Genomic DNA, 17,525 nt, shown 5'->3' with positions numbered 1-17,525 from the left:
TGGTGTCTTATGCCTAATCCAAGACTTGAACCACAACAAATATCCGCCATAATCGATTATTTAAACGAGCGTTTCAATGCGCATACCGTGATATTATTCGGGTCAGCAGCAAGGGGGGAGATGCGCCAAGACAGCGATGTAGATATTGCCTATATTTCTGAAGATCCACCTCACTCCGCGTATGAACTATTTATGGCTGCTTCTGAACTAGCCAATCGGGTAGGGCGTGAGGTAGACCTGATTTATTTTCCCCAGGCGAATCCCGTCTTCAAAGCACAGATCATTGGAACAGGTGAGGTATTGCAAGATGTCGAGCCTTATGTCCGGCAGACCGCATTTATGCAAGCCCTCAAGGAATATGCCCTGCTTAACGACGAGCGCAAAGAAATCATGGAGAATTACCAGAGAGGGGGAGCCAATTGAACCGCGATATACTAGCGAACAAAACAGAAACGATCAACCGTTGCCTGAAACGGATCCATGAAGAGTATGAAGGAAAGCGAGAGAACCTCGAAAATTACACCAAACAGGATTCCATTATCTTGAACCTACAGCGGGCCTGTGAAGCTTGTATCGATTTAGCCATGCATCTGGTCTCAGAAAATAAATGGGGAATCCCTCAGAGCAGTCGGGAGGCTTTTTGATCTTCTATTAGATAATGGAGTGATTGACAAAGAACTTAACCGTAATCTGAAAGCCATGGTTGGTTTTAGTAACATAGCCGTACACGATTATCGAAGTATACAAATCGAAATCGTCCAGGCCATTCTTGATCACCACCTCGGAGATTTCGTTCTTTTTGCATCAAAAGTCAGAGATTTTGGTGCTTAAAGCCTCCGGAAAGAAACTATGTTTTCCAGGGGCTAGTATCTACCCCCCCCCCACTCCATTCTGCCGCCCTTTTGCAACAAATCCACGCAATACCCGCAATGCGTTTGTGGAGTTTTTTTCCTATTTGGAAAAAGACACTTGCGACCATTCATTGCATCGAGACTATGATCCTGTAAATTATCAACCAACAGCCGCTCCCAACCGGAGCACAAGCAAACAAATGCCATGACCAGTCTGTACTTTGACTCCCGAGTAATCAGTAACAAGTGAATCCGGTCATCCGGAGTACGGCTCCTGTTTCGATCTACGCACTCACGAGGAGTGCGACCTAAAGTCATTAGGGCTTTTAGGGAGCGATACGAATTTCAATCCACGCACTCACAAGGAGTGCGACAATCAACGGCTAACAATTTCATGAACGTCGCCAGAATTTCAATCCACGCACTCACAAGGAGTGCGACGGGTTTTCAAGCTGTTCAAACATGCCGCCCTTGTGAATTTCAATCCACGCACTCACAAGGAGTGCGACGCGAAGCCTATGGGGTGGAGAGAGTTACATTTGGATTTCAATCCACGCACTCACAAGGAGTGCGACGATTGACTGGGCGCCGGGGTTACCGCTTCGGGCTATTTCAATCCACGCACTCACAAGGAGTGCGACATGATTGCGGATTCATCGGCCCAAGATTGACGTAATATTTCAATCCACGCACTCACAAGGAGTGCGACATCATGGACAACCCTCCCTTGTAATACAAGCTCTCTATTTCAATCCACGCACTCACAAGGAGTGCGACGACGTATCCGGGTAATTGCCGTCTAGCACGCGAGAATTTCAATCCACGCACTCACAAGGAGTGCGACTCAGCCGTGATCCCAGCGGTTAAACAGTGGATCGGATTTCAATCCACGCACTCACAAGGAGTGCGACGGAGGGCGGGCGCGGTCTGAGGCGGTACACCGGACGATTTCAATCCACGCACTCACAAGGAGTGCGACAAAGATCATCGATAGACTTTCTTCCTGTAGATGGGAATTTCAATCCACGCACTCACAAGGAGTGCGACCAATTACTTCGACCAGGGATTTCGCCGGATGCTCAAATTTCAATCCACGCACTCACAAGGAGTGCGACCAGCACAGTTGCTGTGACATCATGTACCTCTGTCAATAGAGTAGACACAAAGAATCGAGAAAATTATGCGGCAGATCGGTACATACGTTCGCACTCATTGGGCGTAGAATACCCAATCGCGGAATGGATTCGTTTTCCATTGTAGAAGCAGGTAATATATTCAAAAATGCGTTTCTTGGCTTGCTTGCGTGTTTTGAACTTCTCCAAGTAGACAAGCTCTTTCTTGAGCACACTGTGGAACGATTCAATACACGCATTATCGTAGCAGTTCCCTTTGCGGCTCATACTGCCTTTCATCTTGTAGGTGCGCAGCCGCGCCTGGTAGTCATGGGAAGCGTACTGGCTGCCGCGATCCGAATGATGCAGAACCTCTCCGCGCGGTCGCTGCTGGCTGTGGGCGCGGTCCAGCGCCGTTAACACGAGTTCTTTCGTCATTCGCTCATCCATGTGAAATCCAACGATTTTACGACTGTACAGGTCCATGATGCTTGCCAGGTATAGCCAACCCTCATCGGTCGGGATATACGTAATATCAGCCACCCAGGCCTTGTTTGGAGCGGACGGATTAAACTCGCGGTTCAACACGTTCTCTTGGACAGGCAGGTTGTGCTTCGAGTTGGTTGTGGCCTTGTATTTCTTCACCGTGCGAGAACGTAAACCCAGCTCCTTCATGATCCGAGCGACTGTTTTCTCGGACACTCGTATGCCCTGCTTGTGCAGTTCTTTTGCTACTTTGGGGCTTCCATATAATCGACGGGATTCTAGAAAGATACGACGGATCCGCCGCTCCAGCTTGCGACGTCGCTTTTCACGTTTGCTGGCTTTTCGCTGGGTCCATTTGTAATAGCCGCTTCGGGATACTTCAAAGGCTTCGCACATCTTCGAGACTCGGCACTTGAAGCGATGATCGTGGATGAAAGTATAGATCAGCGCCGGTCTTTGGCGAAGTAGTGCATCGCCTTTTTTAAGATGTCGTTCTCCTCTTCCAGATCACGAAGGCGTTTCTGAAGATCTCTCATTGCTTTATCGTCGGCTTTCAGTTGCCCACTGCCTGGAAAGGCCTGTGCGCCGTCTTTCTTGTATTCCGCCATCCAACGATACAGAGTGTTGTCGCTGATCCCCAGTTCGCGGGCGACCTGCGCCACCACCTTTCCTTCTTCCTGGATCATCTGAATCGTTTGCAGTTTAAATTCTTTATCGTATTTTTTCGTCATGGTAGCACCTCGAATTTGGATAGATTCATTTTACCCGATTCTCGGTTCTCCATGTCTACTTTTTAGTCTATCAGCATCAACCCTCTTATTGATTTCAATCCACGCACTCACAAGGAGTGCGACTTTACTCTTTTATTAAAAACAACTGGTCGATCATCATTTCAATCCACGCACTCACAAGGAGTGCGACAATGCCTTTAGATTCCAAATCAATAGCCCATAGTGCTATTTCAATCCACGCACTCACAAGGAGTGCTACGCGTTGCGCTTAACATTGGTATATTAGTAGAGGTGGATTTCAATCCACGCACTCACAAGGAGTGCGACGTGCCGGGCCTTGTAGAGCCCCTGCTGTGCCTTCTCTATTTCAATCCACGCACTCACAAGGAGTGCGACGAGTATGTCGAGAAAGCGATAATTTCCGGTTTATTTCAATCCACGCACTCACAAGGAGTGCGACGTTTGACGTTTATATGGGCGTTGACTTCGCGATGGGATTTCAATCCACGCACTCACAAGGAGTGCGACGCTTTCTGCGGCGATATGATGGCTTAGGGACAGGGTTATTTCAATCCACGCACTCACAAGGAGTGCGACGATGTAGCCATGGATTTAATGCAGTTGGACGAATGATTTCAATCCACGCACTCACAAGGAGTGCGACCAAGGAGCCTAATGATCCGCGACTTGTTCTCCTATTTCAATCCACGCACTCACAAGGAGTGCGACACGGGATGACGGCGTACAAATGGTGATCGTGAGTAAGATTTCAATCCACGCACTCACAAGGAGTGCGACTCGGTTGGCAGGTGGCATTGGATTTTTTTGCAAAATTTCAATCCACGCACTCACAAGGAGTGCGACCAGATCGGTGAGGTGTACATGCTGCTGGGCGATATTTCAATCCACGCACTCACAAGGAGTGCGACGCTTGATCTAATGGATCTTCTAAATTTAGATTTGCTATTTCAATCCACGCACTCACAAGAAGTGCGACCAATTTCAACGGCGCACAGATTCGAACAATTGAATTTCAATCCACGCACTCACAAGGAGTGCGACCATTCTTTGGTCCTGTTTGGAATACCTTAAAAGTGGGATTTCAATCCACGCACTCACAAGGAGTGCGACTCCGGCGCATACACTTTTTCAACCAAATCAGATAATTTCAATCCACGCACTCACAAGGAGTGCGACTTTAAAGCTGCCTGATAAATAATCAGTAGATAAAATTTCAATCCACGCACTCACAAGGAGTGCGACGCTTCCAATTTCTCGTTCGTTCCCTGCTTCAACTCTTCATTTCAATCCACGCACTCACAAGGAGTGCGACCATCCATCGAATTATCAAGATGTTCCAATATTCGTTATTTCAATCCACGCACTCACAAGGAGTGCGACCCTTCGGCACAAGGGCAATAATGCTGTTCCTAAACGAAGAATTTCAATCCACGCACTCACAAGGAGTGCGACGAGATCACTGAAATTGTTTACCTTCGCCACAGCCGTATTTCAATCCACGCACTCACAAGGAGTGCGACTCGCGACCCCCAGCGCACCATTACCGTTCGCAGCATCATTTCAATCCACGCACTCACAAGGAGTGCGACGGATGAGCACGTGAAGGATCATACACCAGATGCTAAATTTCAATCCACGCACTCACAAGGAGTGCGACAAGGACGCGGAGCCGGTGCTTGAGGTCTACGAAGGATTTCAATCCACGCACTCACAAGGAGTGCGACACCCCTTCACTATATAGGTGGCTTTATGATGACAAATTTCAATCCACGCACTCACAAGGAGTGCGACGTCCTGGCGCTGGAGGATCTGGCTCGACTGGTAATTTCAATCCACGCACTCACAAGGAGTGCGACTCCGCTTGTTCTAACTTCTCTCGAAGTAAATAATCATTTCAATCCACGCACTCACAAGGAGTGCGACGATGTCATATGATCAAGACGGCAGATGATAGAAGATTTCAATCCACGCACTCACAAGGAGTGCGACTGTAGTTGATCATGAGCAGCTCGGCCCCGGATACCTATTTCAATCCACGCACTCACAAGGAGTGCGACTAAACCTCTCAAAAAGCGGTCGAAGCTTGCCGGGTATTTCAATCCACGCACTCACAAGGAGTGCGACTACGACAGAAGGAAAGTGTTGAAGAGGCCGAGGAATTTCAATCCACGCACTCACAAGGAGTGCGACCGAGCAAGCCGATCCAAAACGTCACCGAGCTGGTATTTCAATCCACGCACTCACAAGGAGTGCGACCCGGCAGTTTGCCCGTAACAAACGACTCAACATTATTTCAATCCACGCACTCACAAGGAGTGCGACATCAGTGCGTTTTGCCCCGACCAACGCCCTTGCATTTCAATCCACGCACTCACAAGGAGTGCGACGAGAACGTCCATTCCGCTCCTATGAGCCCTGGCTCGGAATTTCAATCCACGCACTCACAAGGAGTGCGACTCTAAACTGCCCGTCTTAAAGGAGGGTTGTCTCATATTTCAATCCACGCACTCACAAGGAGTGCGACATCCACAGTCTTGCGTACCCCGGCAAATGCGCTTTCATTTCAATCCACGCACTCACAAGGAGTGCGACAGAACAGGTGCTATGGTCAGGGTACAGGACAAGATTTCAATCCACGCACTCACAAGGAGTGCGACTTGCGGATTGTCCGGTTCTCTAATTACCGCGCCATATTTCAATCCACGCACTCACAAGGAGTGCGACGTTACAACTTCCGCGCCGACCATGATCTTCGGAATAACGATTTCAATCCACGCACTCACAAGGAGTGCGACGCGAATCTCGGGAAGATTACAGCCGGTCAGATTTTCGATTTCAATCCACGCACTCACAAGGAGTGCGACGATATTGTGGCGCGCGATCCGGTAAGCCACGACTGATTTCAATCCACGCACTCACAAGGAGTGCGACGCCGATTTTACAAGATATAACGCAGCTATGGACTCTATTTCAATCCACGCACTCACAAGGAGTGCGACCGCTCAATCAGCATTTCACGACACTGGTCAACAAATTTCAATCCACGCACTCACAAGGAGTGCGACCGGTTAGCGAAGATGGTAGCGTTACCGGCGCAAAAATTTCAATCCACGCACTCACAAGGAGTGCGACTCAGATACGGAGAGCAAGCAAAACAGGCTCAATATTTCAATCCACGCACTCACAAGGAGTGCGACCGATAGACTACCTGGACGAGCACGCCGCATTCTCTATTTCAATCCACGCACTCACAAGGAGTGCGACAAATCTCTCTGAGGTCAGTTTAGCTGACCGGAAAGATTTCAATCCACGCACTCACAAGGAGTGCGACAGGGAGGTTCTTGGGTGAATGCTTTCTCGCAGGAATTTCAATCCACGCACTCACAAGGAGTGCGACGTATGGGTTAAGGCAAATCCGGAAAACAACACGAAATTTCAATCCACGCACTCACAAGGAGTGCGACGTTTTAAGGGAGATGGACGTGAACCTCCGGAGGATTTCAATCCACGCACTCACAAGGAGTGCGACCGCTGCCGTTCCCGTTCCGATCGGATGACGAAGACATTTCAATCCACGCACTCACAAGGAGTGCGACCCGCCGGAGCGCCTGACCTTGGAGCTGCAAGAAAAATTTCAATCCACGCACTCACAAGGAGTGCGACGGTATCTCCCGGGCGGAGAGCAAGCACAGAGTCTAGTATTTCAATCCACGCACTCACAAGGAGTGCGACGTCGGACCTTGAAGCGCAGCAGAGTAAAGCAGATATTTCAATCCACGCACTCACAAGGAGTGCGACGTCATGTTGTCCCTTGGGCTAACTGCGCAAGATATATTTCAATCCACGCACTCACAAGGAGTGCGACAGCTAAGCCCTATGGAGCTTTACGAGCTGTTTATTTCAATCCACGCACTCACAAGGAGTGCGACGCCGTTGTGAGTGTCGCGCCTACGTTTGTCTGGGAAATTTCAATCCACGCACTCACAAGGAGTGCGACCATCAACTTCATCGCTGGTGTGTTTACAGGCGACTGATTTCAATCCACGCACTCACAAGGAGTGCGACGAATTACCTGCGGCGTGCTGCTGGAATACCGGTATTTCAATCCACGCACTCACAAGGAGTGCGACGGCTTAGGTGGAGGGATTTTCCCCTCACCTACAGGAATTTCAATCCACGCACTCACAAGGAGTGCGACTTCTTCAATTTGCTTGACCGTCCATACCGGCTAATTTCAATCCACGCACTCACAAGGAGTGCGACCGAGCCGATTGCTGGAGCTGGCTCCCATTACGTATTTCAATCCACGCACTCACAAGGAGTGCGACGGAACGTTAACAGCGGGTACAGTCATCGGTAGCATTTCAATCCACGCACTCACAAGGAGTGCGACTGCACAGATGGGCGTAGACGCTAGCCAATACGGGGCATTTCAATCCACGCACTCACAAGGAGTGCGACAAAAGCAAAAGTATACGTTGACGGCAAAAAGATTATTTCAATCCACGCACTCACAAGGAGTGCGACACATTTACCAACGCCCAAAAACTCGTATGGCTCAATATTTCAATCCACGCACTCACAAGGAGTGCGACGAATACTGGCGAGATTGCGAGTGTGCGATTCGACGAAATTTCAATCCACGCACTCACAAGGAGTGCGACTGCGGGCCTTGTGAAGCCTTGAGCCACAAGGCCTCACATGCCCAGAAGTGCGAACCTGTTTTGTGAGTGCGAAATGTTATTGTTTATTCCAACAAAAAACTCAACAACCCCAGTAATAGCGCGGGGTGCGAACCTCATAGGGATTTTATGTGCGCTTGGGGTTCGCACCGTTAAAAGATGAGCGGGTCCTCTAAATCGATCGACGGCTTTGCGCCAATATGCTCGACTTTGGTTTTGTAGTTATTGCCCAGCCGATAAAATCGCAGGCTGTCTTTTTCATGATCAATGAGTTGGGATAACTCCAGTTTCAGAGCGGTGAACTGGGATGCATCGACGTTACATTCAAACACGGAATTCTGTACCCGTTGTCCGTAGTTCTGACATGCCTTAGCCACTCTACGGAGCCTCGCAGCTCCTCCCACGCCTGAGGTTTGAACATCATAAGTAATGAGTACAAGCATCCCGAGTCACCTACTTCCATAAAAATGGCGGATACTCATCTAAATCACCGCGCAAGAAACGTGCCAATAATAAGGCCTGAGCGTAAGGAACCAGCCCCCAGGAGATTTTTTCATCCAAGAAAGGGTGGGTAATCCTCTCTTGCTTCTTGGTTTGCCATGCTTTCAAAAACTTTTTGCGAGCCTCGTCCGTCATCAGCACAGCCCCGTTTTCTTTTGTAACAAAATCAGTTGTTGTCACTTCTTTCCGATTAATCAGCGAAAGGACAAACCGATCGGCATAAATTCCTCGCAGCTCTTCCATCAGATCCAAAGCCAGGGAGGCTCGGCCAGGACGGTCCTGGTGCAAAAAGCCGACATAAGCATCGAGTCCCACAGTTTCCAATGCCGCAGCCGTATCTCTAGCCAAGAGAGTGTAAGCGAACGACAGCATGGCATTTACGTTGTCCTTTGGGGGCCTTCTGGATCTCCCGTGAAAAAAGAAGCTCTCCTTCTGCTGCAAAATCATCTGATCAAACACCTGGTTATAGAGAACCGCGGCTTGGCCTTCCCAACCCCGCAAGCTTTCCAGGTTATTACTGTCACGGACTTCACGCAAAATATCCGAAAGCTGGCCTGATATGGACTTGAATTGTTCAACATCAATGCGAAGCGGATAATCTCTCGTCATCCGTTCGAGGATCCACTTGTGGTTATAAATCTTCCCTGTAATGAAGTTTCGTGCGATTTTTGCAGATCCCTCTTCATGATCCGAAATCCGGTACTGCGTTTTTCTCAAAATGACATTTCCCCGGCTTTCCCCAATGACTCTTGCCAGAAATCTTCCGTTTTGTGTCAAAAAGGTGATCGAAATATTCCGATCCGCACAATACCCCATTAATGCAGGACTCGCCCCCGTGTAGCCAAAGCTCACGATCGCTTCCAGATTATGAAGCGGCAAACGGCCAATCTTTTCATCGCCTTTAAGTAATAACACATTATCACCATCAAGCGCCAAGTACGTATCCGGCTGAGTAACATATAACGTATTTAACAGCTTCTTCAATCACTCAGCCTCCCTTCGATGTAGCTTTGGACCGAGCGTTTGTGCATTAAATGGGGCACACAGGTATGCTGCAGCGAACAATTTTTGCAAAAAGGTCCCGTCTTTACCTTCGGCGTATGGCGTTTATCGTAATAATGATGCATTTCTGCAGCCATTTGTCTTACTTGATCCCGCAGCCTGTCATGAATCAGCACTTCAACACGATGCTTGATTTCGTTGTAGAATATGTACCCTGTGTCCACACGGCATAGCATCATCTCTTCCAGGCACATCGCTTGGGCTGCGAGCTGGATGATGTCTTCATCACCTTTCTTCGGCTTCCCCCGCTTATACTCGACAGGATAGACTTTATAAGTGCCTTCCGCTCCCGCCACTTCAACCCCTTCAGGGTCTTGAACAAATTCGACAACATCACAGATTCCGCTTAATTGCAGTTCCGTTGACTGAATCGGCATCGCGCGAACGATTAACTTGTCTCCACGCTTTTCCCGGATAAACGGCTGATCCGCCTTTTGATGTAAATGCTGCCCTTCGATGGTTCTGACATTTTCATCCCACTGTTGTTCGATATGAATCAGGGCCCACTGACGTTTACAAAATTGGAAATGCTGGAGCCCTGACAACATCAAATAGCAATCCTCATCATTAACGACCATTAATAACCTCGACATTCAAGCCATCGAGTTCCTCAAGTTCAATCGTATAATCCTCAAATCGTTTGGGTTCAGGAGTTGTAGAGTATACTTTTAAAGACCGGTGCACTTTGGCCGAAGAATATTGCCCCAGCTTGGAGGAATGATTCCACCAATATACCTTATGGACTTCCATACTGCCGTCCGGCCGGGCAGAAGAACTGTCATTTTCAAAAAGCGTGATCAGCGCCTGCTTAATCTTCTCTGCATCTTCTTCGGTAAAACCTGTCTTCTCCGCAAGTTGCGTATTAATGCTGCCCTTGAACAGATACACGCCAAAATCTACACGATGCTTCATTCCCATCGTATCGGAGCTGCGTTTGTCCCCTGTTACGGAGTTAACGCTTTTGGTAATCTGGGTGCTGACAATGTCAATCGGATCAATACTTGTAGCGGTATGAATGGAAACAGGACCGCGAACGCCTACAGACAGCTCGGAACCTTTAAAAGCGAAAACTTGTCCAAAACTGCGTACATCGATCCACTCCTGGCAAGCCAGCTTGGCAAACTCGTCGGCCGATGCATTTTTACTTTTCAGCATCTTTGCCAGCTCCGGATGGGCATCCGCACGTTCACGCAAACTTTTGAAATCATCCACTTTTCTGTCATCCGACTGAACAAAAATCTTTTCTCCCATATCCAGCAAGCGATTGCGGATTTTACGCTTAATAGCCACATCGGAGATTTCTCCGTGGCCGTCGTAATTTTGGCGTGGTCGGTTACCATTCAGAGGGTCCCCGTTTGGATTGGCTTTTGTCACAGACAAAATCACAGCAAAATCGATTTTATGATCAAGCGTGCTCATTCGTTTGTATCCTCCTCTTTTTTCTTATAAAGTTCACGGCGTTGACTGTAGAATCCAAGCAAATATTGCTCTGTTAAAGGAGCATTATTGAAATCTCCTTCCTCAAATTGATCGGCGATTTCATCAATCATCCTGGATAAATAGGTCGCTTTCGTTCCCAGCTTGGCTTGATAAGGCTGAAGGCTGGCCTGAATTGTCTTCCAGGTTCGACCCGGATTCTGGGCATACGAGTTCATATAACGAATCGCATTGGTAGACCTTGTCTCGTCTTTGCCAAGTGCTCCTCGTTCAAGCACATCCGCCACAGCCAACAATCGGCCAAACAGATAACTCCGTTCCCTGGATTCGGTGTTCAGCGGCACGTTCCATTCCTCCCCTTTTTCCAACAGCATTTTTCGAATCAATGCGCATGCGATGCTTAACGTCTTCTCCCAATCCCAACGTTCCATTGATACTGGATTGGAAGCCCGGTGGAAGGCGCTTCTGACAATATCTCTAGGGACTGCACGTCTATCGACAATACAAGGAATCATCCGTTCCATCGTCCCTTTGATGATCTTCTCACTTGCTCTGGGACCATAAGCAGCAAATGCAATATCCTTCGTTGCCGGCGCTCCATAAAAAGTGATAAGCTGCTCTTCTTCCTTGCGGTAGCGGTGCTCCCAGGCACAAGAGTTATGCCACTCTTCCAGACGATTCAAATACAGCTCCTTATTCAGATGACGATAGTAAAGCACCGCCATCCGGCCGGTCGTTGCCGAGTCCAGAACGAGAATATTCACCTCTGCTTGATACGTCAGATCATTCCGAAACCCGTCGATTGCCCGTCTAACCTGATCAGCATAAGGCTTGTCCGTATCCGGTTCTCTTTCGATTTCCCGGCCCGAATGACGCATCATGTCCACAATATCCTCATCGGTATTCGGAACGGGATCGTTATCGTTGCCCCACACTAGAAAGACGCGTTCATCCATCGTTTTCCCCTGACGGTGAATCAACCACTTCAAGGCATTGTGCGCTTTCTGCGATACCTCATAACTGATGGATACCGCTTCCTTGCTTGTTTTGAAGCGTCCTCTAAAGGTGAAGCCCGAATTGTCATTCGCAGAAATTAACTTGGCTTTATCAGCTGCATGACGAATTTTGTTCGCATGCCGTTCCGTACTCGGACGCATTTCTCCTGTAACGAAACAAACGTCCGTTTCTCCCAGCTTCTGATTATAAAAGGCAATAAATGAATCAAACATCGCCTGATCTTTCCATACTTCTTCGGGTGAATCAGGGGAGAGCACATTAAATCTGATAAAAGCACTGGATGTCTCCGCAGCCCCGCTTGAGAAAATGGGCGGCTTTTCCCCGAACTTAGCCGTATATTTCTCATCCCATTTCTCGATCAGATGCTGGTTCTCATCAAGCCTGATGATTTTGGCGGCGACCAGGTCCTCGATTAACCGCCCCTTGCGCAAATACGTATAAATACATTTCAATTTCTCTGTGGCATAGGGCGAATTGGCCCATTCCTCCAAGTTGCGGATGTACTTGTCAAAAGGTACTTCATCCGGATTTTTGATCTGCCCGCCATACTTCACGAAGTCGCCAGCGACATAACTAAGCTTATCGTGTAACGGGTAAGGTGCGACCTTAGAGCCTGACCGACTGGCTGATTCCTCTGTACAGGGAATTAAGGTGCTCTCCTTCTCCAACACTCTGGCTTCAAGAAAGTCCCCGTCTTCATCGATCGTAACTTCAATGTGAGCATTCTGGGTTGTATGTGAAACCGGCAGCAGGGTGTATTCTCGGTCGCGTTTTTTTACCGTTTTCCCGACTTGATCCAGATTAGCCTCATACGTTTCATACAGGTGGAGCAGCCAACTCATCTCATTCACCTCCTAAATTACGGAGCAGTTGTTCCGCAGACTCTATGCTATCCGAATGGAACGATTTAGGCTCCATTTCTCTGACTGAACGGACAATGGAGCACTCCTCTGGCTTTGGAAAACGGATATACCCTTTATTCATCTCAACAGACCATAGCCTTACCGAAAGCTCATTCCTCCCCGTTTCATCGGGATAATTGAACCCGTGAACCATCGTTCCTAAATAATGCGTTCTTTCATCCGTATCGTAATAACCTGCTCCACTGCCAAATTCACAAGGCTGCACATACCCCTGACACTCTCGAGTACCCAGGAAAATATCCCTGCGCCCACCCGCTTTCAACGAACGTTGAAGGATGCTGTAATGCTTCCCTTCATTACGGTCGAAGGCGAGATCCGGCCGATGTTCGTTAAAGACAAAGTGGGCCTTTACTTGGTAATGAACATCCTTCAGATACGTATAATTAGCCAGCGTGTTCCCGCCCCCATAGTCAATCGGGCGCACTCCCTTCGATTCCATTTGGATCGGCTTCATGACACGCAACTCGTCGATGATGTACATGATCGTCGGCTTCCAGTAAACGGATTCGAGGATTCCCTTGATCGCTTGATAGGTAGGGACACTATAGGACAGCTTCTCACCGCCTATTTTGGTTAACGGATCGGTGAATAAAGCGTAGTCGCCGAAAACTTCGAACTGGACTTCGTTTCTCATGGTTTAAATCACCTCCTTTACAGGAGCAGCCTGATAAAGATTTTTATTCCTCTCAGGCTGCAACTTTCATTATCTAGCTAGTTCTTTTTTAATTACTTCAACAATTTGCTTTAAAATCTCAGCATAGACCAACTCGACTTTCTCACTCATCGACTTAGTTTGGTAAGAATACATTTACATTCACCTCCTAGGATCTTTATAACAACCACGGATTGACATACTTCTTTATTGAAATTAAGTCTTAATCCTTAATCACTATATGAATCATTCCAGAAGAAAGTGCAAAATTACATGAAGCTTATAAAATTGTTCTTATAAAAGGTCCTTAGTTATATACATTAATCAAGTCCTTATGAAATTAATCCTACTGAGGTTCAACATTTGATTAGACTAGAGTCGCATCCTAGACGAATGCGTGGATTGAAATAATAATGAAGTATGTCAGAAGCCTGTTTAGGGATGGACTTACCAACCTATAAAGTCCATTCCCCCCTCCCCCTTCAAATCCACACCGTACTCATCGCTGTACCAATTCTCTTTCAATTCATAAATCATGCCGTCCAAGTGCATTACAATGGCATTATCCCGTTTTAATTGCTCCATCTCTTGCGAGTACAGGTTCACCGTAAACTGCTGCGCTTGTTTCAAAAATTTGGTTACATCTTCAAGCCAAGCTCCGCTGTTCAATTGAGCAATCAGTTCTTTGCCTCCTCCATAAGGCACGAGGACGGAAGTCGTTTTTTGATCAATGACCCGAAAATGCTCTGCTGCTGTTTTGTAGCTGCCATTTAAAATTAATGGAAAGCTTGTCCCATGTTTCTTTCGGTAGTGAGTCACATAATCATTTTCCTGGGAGAGCGACATCAGGAGCTTGGTCATCTCTTTATCTAATTTCTTAACGTAATAGTTTAAATTGGCCTCCATTCGATTGTAGTAATAGCGGAAATACTCACTCATCGCCTTTGGCAAAAGCAAGTTTCCTTCATATTGATCCGCTTTCTTCTTAAACCGCGCTAGTACGTGGCTGGACATCTCCTTTCCGACTTTAATCTCCTTCAGCTTCGAGACGGCTTCCTCCGCATGGTTAATAATGTATACATTCTGCGATTCATCTTCTCCATGCCGGTTGCATCGTCCAGCTGCCTGGGCAATCGAGTCCAGCCCGGCCAGAGAACGAATCACACATTTAAAGCTGACGTCAACCCCAGCTTCTATCAATTGTGTAGTCACACAGATGAAAGGGACTTGCTGATCCAGCATATCTCGGATTTCTTTGAGCTGATCTTTTCGGTGTGCCGCACACATGGACGTGCTGAGATGATAGACAGGCATAGCGGCATCCTTTAGCTTTTCATATAGATCCTTGACCACCTTTTTGGTATTCAGAATGATAAGTGTGCTGCCCCATCCGTTGATTTCCGACTTCACCCAATCGGCTAACGTCTCATTCGTCATAGGTTCTTCCGTTCGGTCAATAAGTTCAACTCGCTTAAACGCCTTCGCAACTTCAGTAAGATTCGACACAATCTCCCCATCCCGCTCCTTCAAGAGGCTATGCTTCACATTCTCCAGAGTAGGTTGAGTCGCCGTGCAAAGGAGGATGCTGCAATGGGCATCTTGTTTCAAGAAATTCAACGCCTCATTAAACAGGGATATGCAATGAATGGGAACCTTCTGTACTTCATCAAACACAATCACCGAATGACTCAAATTATGCAAACGACGAGTATTGCGGTTGCCTTTGGCATAAAAGACATTGAGAAATTGGACAAGGGTCGTAAAAATGATCGGGCTATCCCAGTTGTCGCGAGCAAGCCGGAGTTTCTCTTTGTCTGTAATGAGCCCGTCATCTGCTTCATCACCATCCTCCATATCTTTCTGTTCTTCCTCGATAACATTGGAGTGGTGTTCTAAAATATGTTCGTTGTCCTGCAGAATTTTTCTGACCTCATCCGCGTTTTGTTCGATGATTGTCGTAAATGGTACGACATAAATGATCCTCTGTTTCTCGTACTTGCAGGCATGTCGAAGAGCATATCGCAGACTAGCCAGTGTCTTGCCTCCACCCGTGGGGATAGATAACGTATAAATGCCGGACGGACGTTCAGCAGCGAATACATCGCACTGTTCCGACATTTGGGCTCTTAGCACGTTGATCGGTTCGCTTGCATTACTTTTATCTTTTAATTTAGTCAGATGATTCATTAAACGACGATAGTAGGTTTCAAATAATTGAAGATGCTGGTTGGACTCCGCTACCTCAACCTGTTCTTCAAAACAACGTGTGTCGGTCCGATCCGCATCAATTAAACAGCTGAAAATATACTTTGTAACAAAGAAACTTTGTGCAGGCGTGCGATCCCAAAATTGTTCCAGTTCATTTACGGCAGCTTGAATATAACGAATAAGCTCTTCCTCGGACATCGTGTCCTGAAAAAAACGTTCAACAGCCAAATCGTATTCAGGAAGGTCCGTATCATGTACTCTTCTTAAGTAGTCAGATTTGATTTCAGGTGAGAGATAGTCTTGGAGGTTAGAGTGATGAGATATGATAGCATTGCCGACGATTTCAGCTAATAGCTTCTCTAGGAAGGTACTTTCTTTATGATGGAGCAGCGAAAACAGTAATCTGCCTCCAGCTGTAGAGTGATCAACCTCACCGCGCTTCGGTTGAGGCCATTCAGGGTGAAAGGCAACGACGTCTATATATTCTTGGAACTTATCGCTATATTTCCCCAGATCGTGAAGCAAACCGGCTAACCCTGCGACATGTTTCAGACCCAACTTTGCTCCGAATTGTTCCGCCAGTCGTTGCACTCCAAGTAAGTGTGCTTTTAACGGTTGGATTTCTTTATCACGTTCTCGTACATGAGCAATAAACACAAGCACATCTCCTCGCACATGATCATATACAATCTAGTTCTATTTTACCGCATTGATTGTCATATTTCACCAATATTCGGGCAAAAAGTACTATGATTACAAATAAAGGAGAAGTTGAATTGATAGAATGTGGAGAATAAGAAAGAAGCTGTTTGTCTCGGGGAGGAATGTTCGTATTCCATGAAGGACAAGCTGGGATTAGGGAAAGCTTGGTGACCGCTCTCCGGTGGATACCGGGAATCGATTTTGCTTAATATACCTCTTTTCTTACTGTCTGTTTGACGAAAAAGGTGACCTCCACACCATATAGAGTGCCGACAAGGAGTGCAAGACCGTCGATCTAACGCTCACCCCATTTCAATTCCACGCACTCATATAGAGTGCGACGCTGCCCGTTGTCGGCAGATCCGTAATACTTGAGCAAATTTCAATTTATGCACTCACAAGGAATACGGCGGCGTGCTGGGCATTGATTCAGGATCCTGATGCACTTTCAATCCACGCACTCTTATAGAGTGCGACGTGGATTCACCTGCGACTTGCTCCACTCGTCATTTCAATCCACGCACTCATATAGAGTGCGACAGAGGCCTATTTTATTTTTCATCACATTTTTGCAGATTTCAATCCACGCACTCTTATAGAGTGCGACTCTAAATTTGATCTTCGGTTTCCTTGATGATATGATTTCAATCCACGCACTCATATAGAGTGCGACACGGATTCACGGCACCGATCTTCATTGACAATGCCATTTCAATCCACGCACTCATATAGAGTGCGACTTTCGTTCTTCTCTAACTATCCAGCCTATTTCAGTATTTCAATCCACGCACTCATATAGAGTGCGACGACCATCCGGAAACATCCTTGATCAACGTGATGTGCGATTTCAATCCACGCACTCATATAGAGTGCGACCAGACCTTCGCCATCATCAATTACCGCTATCTTGAATTTCAATCCACGCACTCATATAGAGTGCGACTACCTGCAATCACTTCGATTCCGATACTTTCATTCAATTTCAATCCACGCACTCATATAGAGTGCGACGCACGTTAATCGTATTGACCGCGGCCGACTTGGCCATTTCAATCCACGCACTCATATAGAGTGCGACCGTTGCTCATTTTTTCTGCCCAATCTATAATTTCATTTCAATCCACGCACTCATATAGAGTG

Annotated in this window: 9 protein-coding genes, 1 pseudogene and 3 CRISPR repeat arrays (1 of these 13 running past the window's edge); of the genes and pseudogenes, 2 read left to right on the top strand and 8 right to left on the bottom strand. The window is 47.2% G+C overall.

Annotated elements, in window-relative coordinates:
• Positions 1–9: 9 nt before the first annotated feature.
• The gene (gene mntA / locus U9M73_RS19385) at positions 10–423 is read left to right on the top strand and encodes a type VII toxin-antitoxin system MntA family adenylyltransferase antitoxin (RefSeq protein ID WP_009223780.1); all 414 of its coding nucleotides are present in this window, start codon (positions 10–12) and stop codon (positions 421–423) included.
• Positions 420–831: pseudogene (gene hepT, locus U9M73_RS19380) on the top strand (type VII toxin-antitoxin system HepT family RNase toxin). The gene mntA and the pseudogene hepT overlap by 4 nt, the downstream one beginning before the upstream one ends.
• Before the next feature lie 296 nt (positions 832–1,127).
• Positions 1,128–1,966: direct repeats of the CRISPR family, unit length 32 nt; unit sequence ATTTCAATCCACGCACTCACAAGGAGTGCGAC.
• Positions 1,967–2,029: 63 nt separating this feature from the next.
• On the opposite strand, the gene U9M73_RS19375 reads toward hepT, so the two are convergent.
• The 8 genes from U9M73_RS19375 to cas3 all read right to left on the bottom strand — a co-directional run bounded on the left by U9M73_RS19375 (position 2,030) and on the right by cas3 (position 16,340).
• A protein-coding gene (locus tag U9M73_RS19375) for an IS3 family transposase (protein WP_323078635.1) occupies positions 2,030–3,180 on the bottom strand; the annotation gives its coding sequence in 2 pieces (ribosomal slippage) (positions 2,030–2,925 and positions 2,925–3,180; 1,152 coding nt in all).
• A 90-nt stretch (positions 3,181–3,270) separates the two neighbouring features.
• Positions 3,271–7,865: direct repeats of the CRISPR family, unit length 32 nt; unit sequence ATTTCAATCCACGCACTCACAAGGAGTGCGAC.
• Between the two features lie 170 nt (positions 7,866–8,035).
• Complete coding sequence (gene cas2, locus U9M73_RS19370; protein ID WP_009223774.1) at positions 8,036–8,326, bottom strand: CRISPR-associated endonuclease Cas2; 291 nt, start codon at positions 8,324–8,326, stop codon at positions 8,036–8,038.
• Between the two features lie 10 nt (positions 8,327–8,336).
• Positions 8,337–9,368 (bottom strand): type I-C CRISPR-associated endonuclease Cas1c, encoded by a 1,032-nt coding sequence (gene cas1c / locus U9M73_RS19365; RefSeq protein ID WP_009223773.1) that lies wholly within the window; start codon positions 9,366–9,368, stop codon positions 8,337–8,339.
• Complete coding sequence (gene cas4, locus U9M73_RS19360) at positions 9,365–10,024, bottom strand: CRISPR-associated protein Cas4 (protein WP_323079169.1); 660 nt, start codon at positions 10,022–10,024, stop codon at positions 9,365–9,367. Before cas4 ends, cas1c begins: the two co-directional genes overlap by 4 nt.
• On the bottom strand, positions 10,014–10,865 hold the full coding sequence (gene cas7c, locus U9M73_RS19355) for a type I-C CRISPR-associated protein Cas7/Csd2 (protein WP_009223771.1): 852 nt from the start codon (positions 10,863–10,865) through the stop codon (positions 10,014–10,016). Before cas7c ends, cas4 begins: the two co-directional genes overlap by 11 nt.
• The gene (gene cas8c, locus U9M73_RS19350; RefSeq protein WP_323078630.1) at positions 10,862–12,742 is read right to left on the bottom strand and encodes a type I-C CRISPR-associated protein Cas8c/Csd1; all 1,881 of its coding nucleotides are present in this window, start codon (positions 12,740–12,742) and stop codon (positions 10,862–10,864) included. The genes cas7c and cas8c overlap by 4 nt, the downstream gene beginning before the upstream one ends.
• A gap of 1 nt (position 12,743) precedes the next feature.
• On the bottom strand, positions 12,744–13,457 hold the full coding sequence (cas5c, locus tag U9M73_RS19345) for a type I-C CRISPR-associated protein Cas5c (protein WP_009223769.1): 714 nt from the start codon (positions 13,455–13,457) through the stop codon (positions 12,744–12,746).
• A 465-nt stretch (positions 13,458–13,922) separates the two neighbouring features.
• The gene (gene cas3 / locus U9M73_RS19340) at positions 13,923–16,340 is read right to left on the bottom strand and encodes a CRISPR-associated helicase Cas3' (RefSeq protein WP_323078627.1); all 2,418 of its coding nucleotides are present in this window, start codon (positions 16,338–16,340) and stop codon (positions 13,923–13,925) included.
• 490 nt (positions 16,341–16,830) lie between these two features.
• A CRISPR array of direct repeats spans positions 16,831–17,525; the repeat unit is 32 nt; unit sequence ATTTCAATCCACGCACTCATATAGAGTGCGAC; it runs 1,481 nt beyond the window's last position.

Source organism: Paenibacillus phoenicis (genome assembly GCF_034718895.1).
GTDB classification, from domain to species: domain Bacteria; phylum Bacillota; class Bacilli; order Paenibacillales; family Paenibacillaceae; genus Fontibacillus; species Fontibacillus phoenicis.
Note: the sequence above shows the minus strand (reverse complement) of the source record. Positions and strands in the feature narration are given on the sequence as shown.

What these genes read in the sequence shown, in the direction of transcription:
- mntA (WP_009223780.1), top strand. Translation starts at nt 10, where the DNA reads ATGCCTAATCCAAGACTTGAACCACAACAAATATCCGCCATAATCGAT.
- cas2 (WP_009223774.1), bottom strand. Translation starts at nt 8,326, where the DNA reads ATGCTTGTACTCATTACTTATGATGTTCAAACCTCAGGCGTGGGAGGA.
- cas4 (WP_323079169.1), bottom strand. Translation starts at nt 10,024, where the DNA reads ATGGTCGTTAATGATGAGGATTGCTATTTGATGTTGTCAGGGCTCCAG.
- cas7c (WP_009223771.1), bottom strand. Translation starts at nt 10,865, where the DNA reads ATGAGCACGCTTGATCATAAAATCGATTTTGCTGTGATTTTGTCTGTG.
- cas8c (WP_323078630.1), bottom strand. Translation starts at nt 12,742, where the DNA reads ATGAGTTGGCTGCTCCACCTGTATGAAACGTATGAGGCTAATCTGGAT.
- cas5c (WP_009223769.1), bottom strand. Translation starts at nt 13,457, where the DNA reads ATGAGAAACGAAGTCCAGTTCGAAGTTTTCGGCGACTACGCTTTATTC.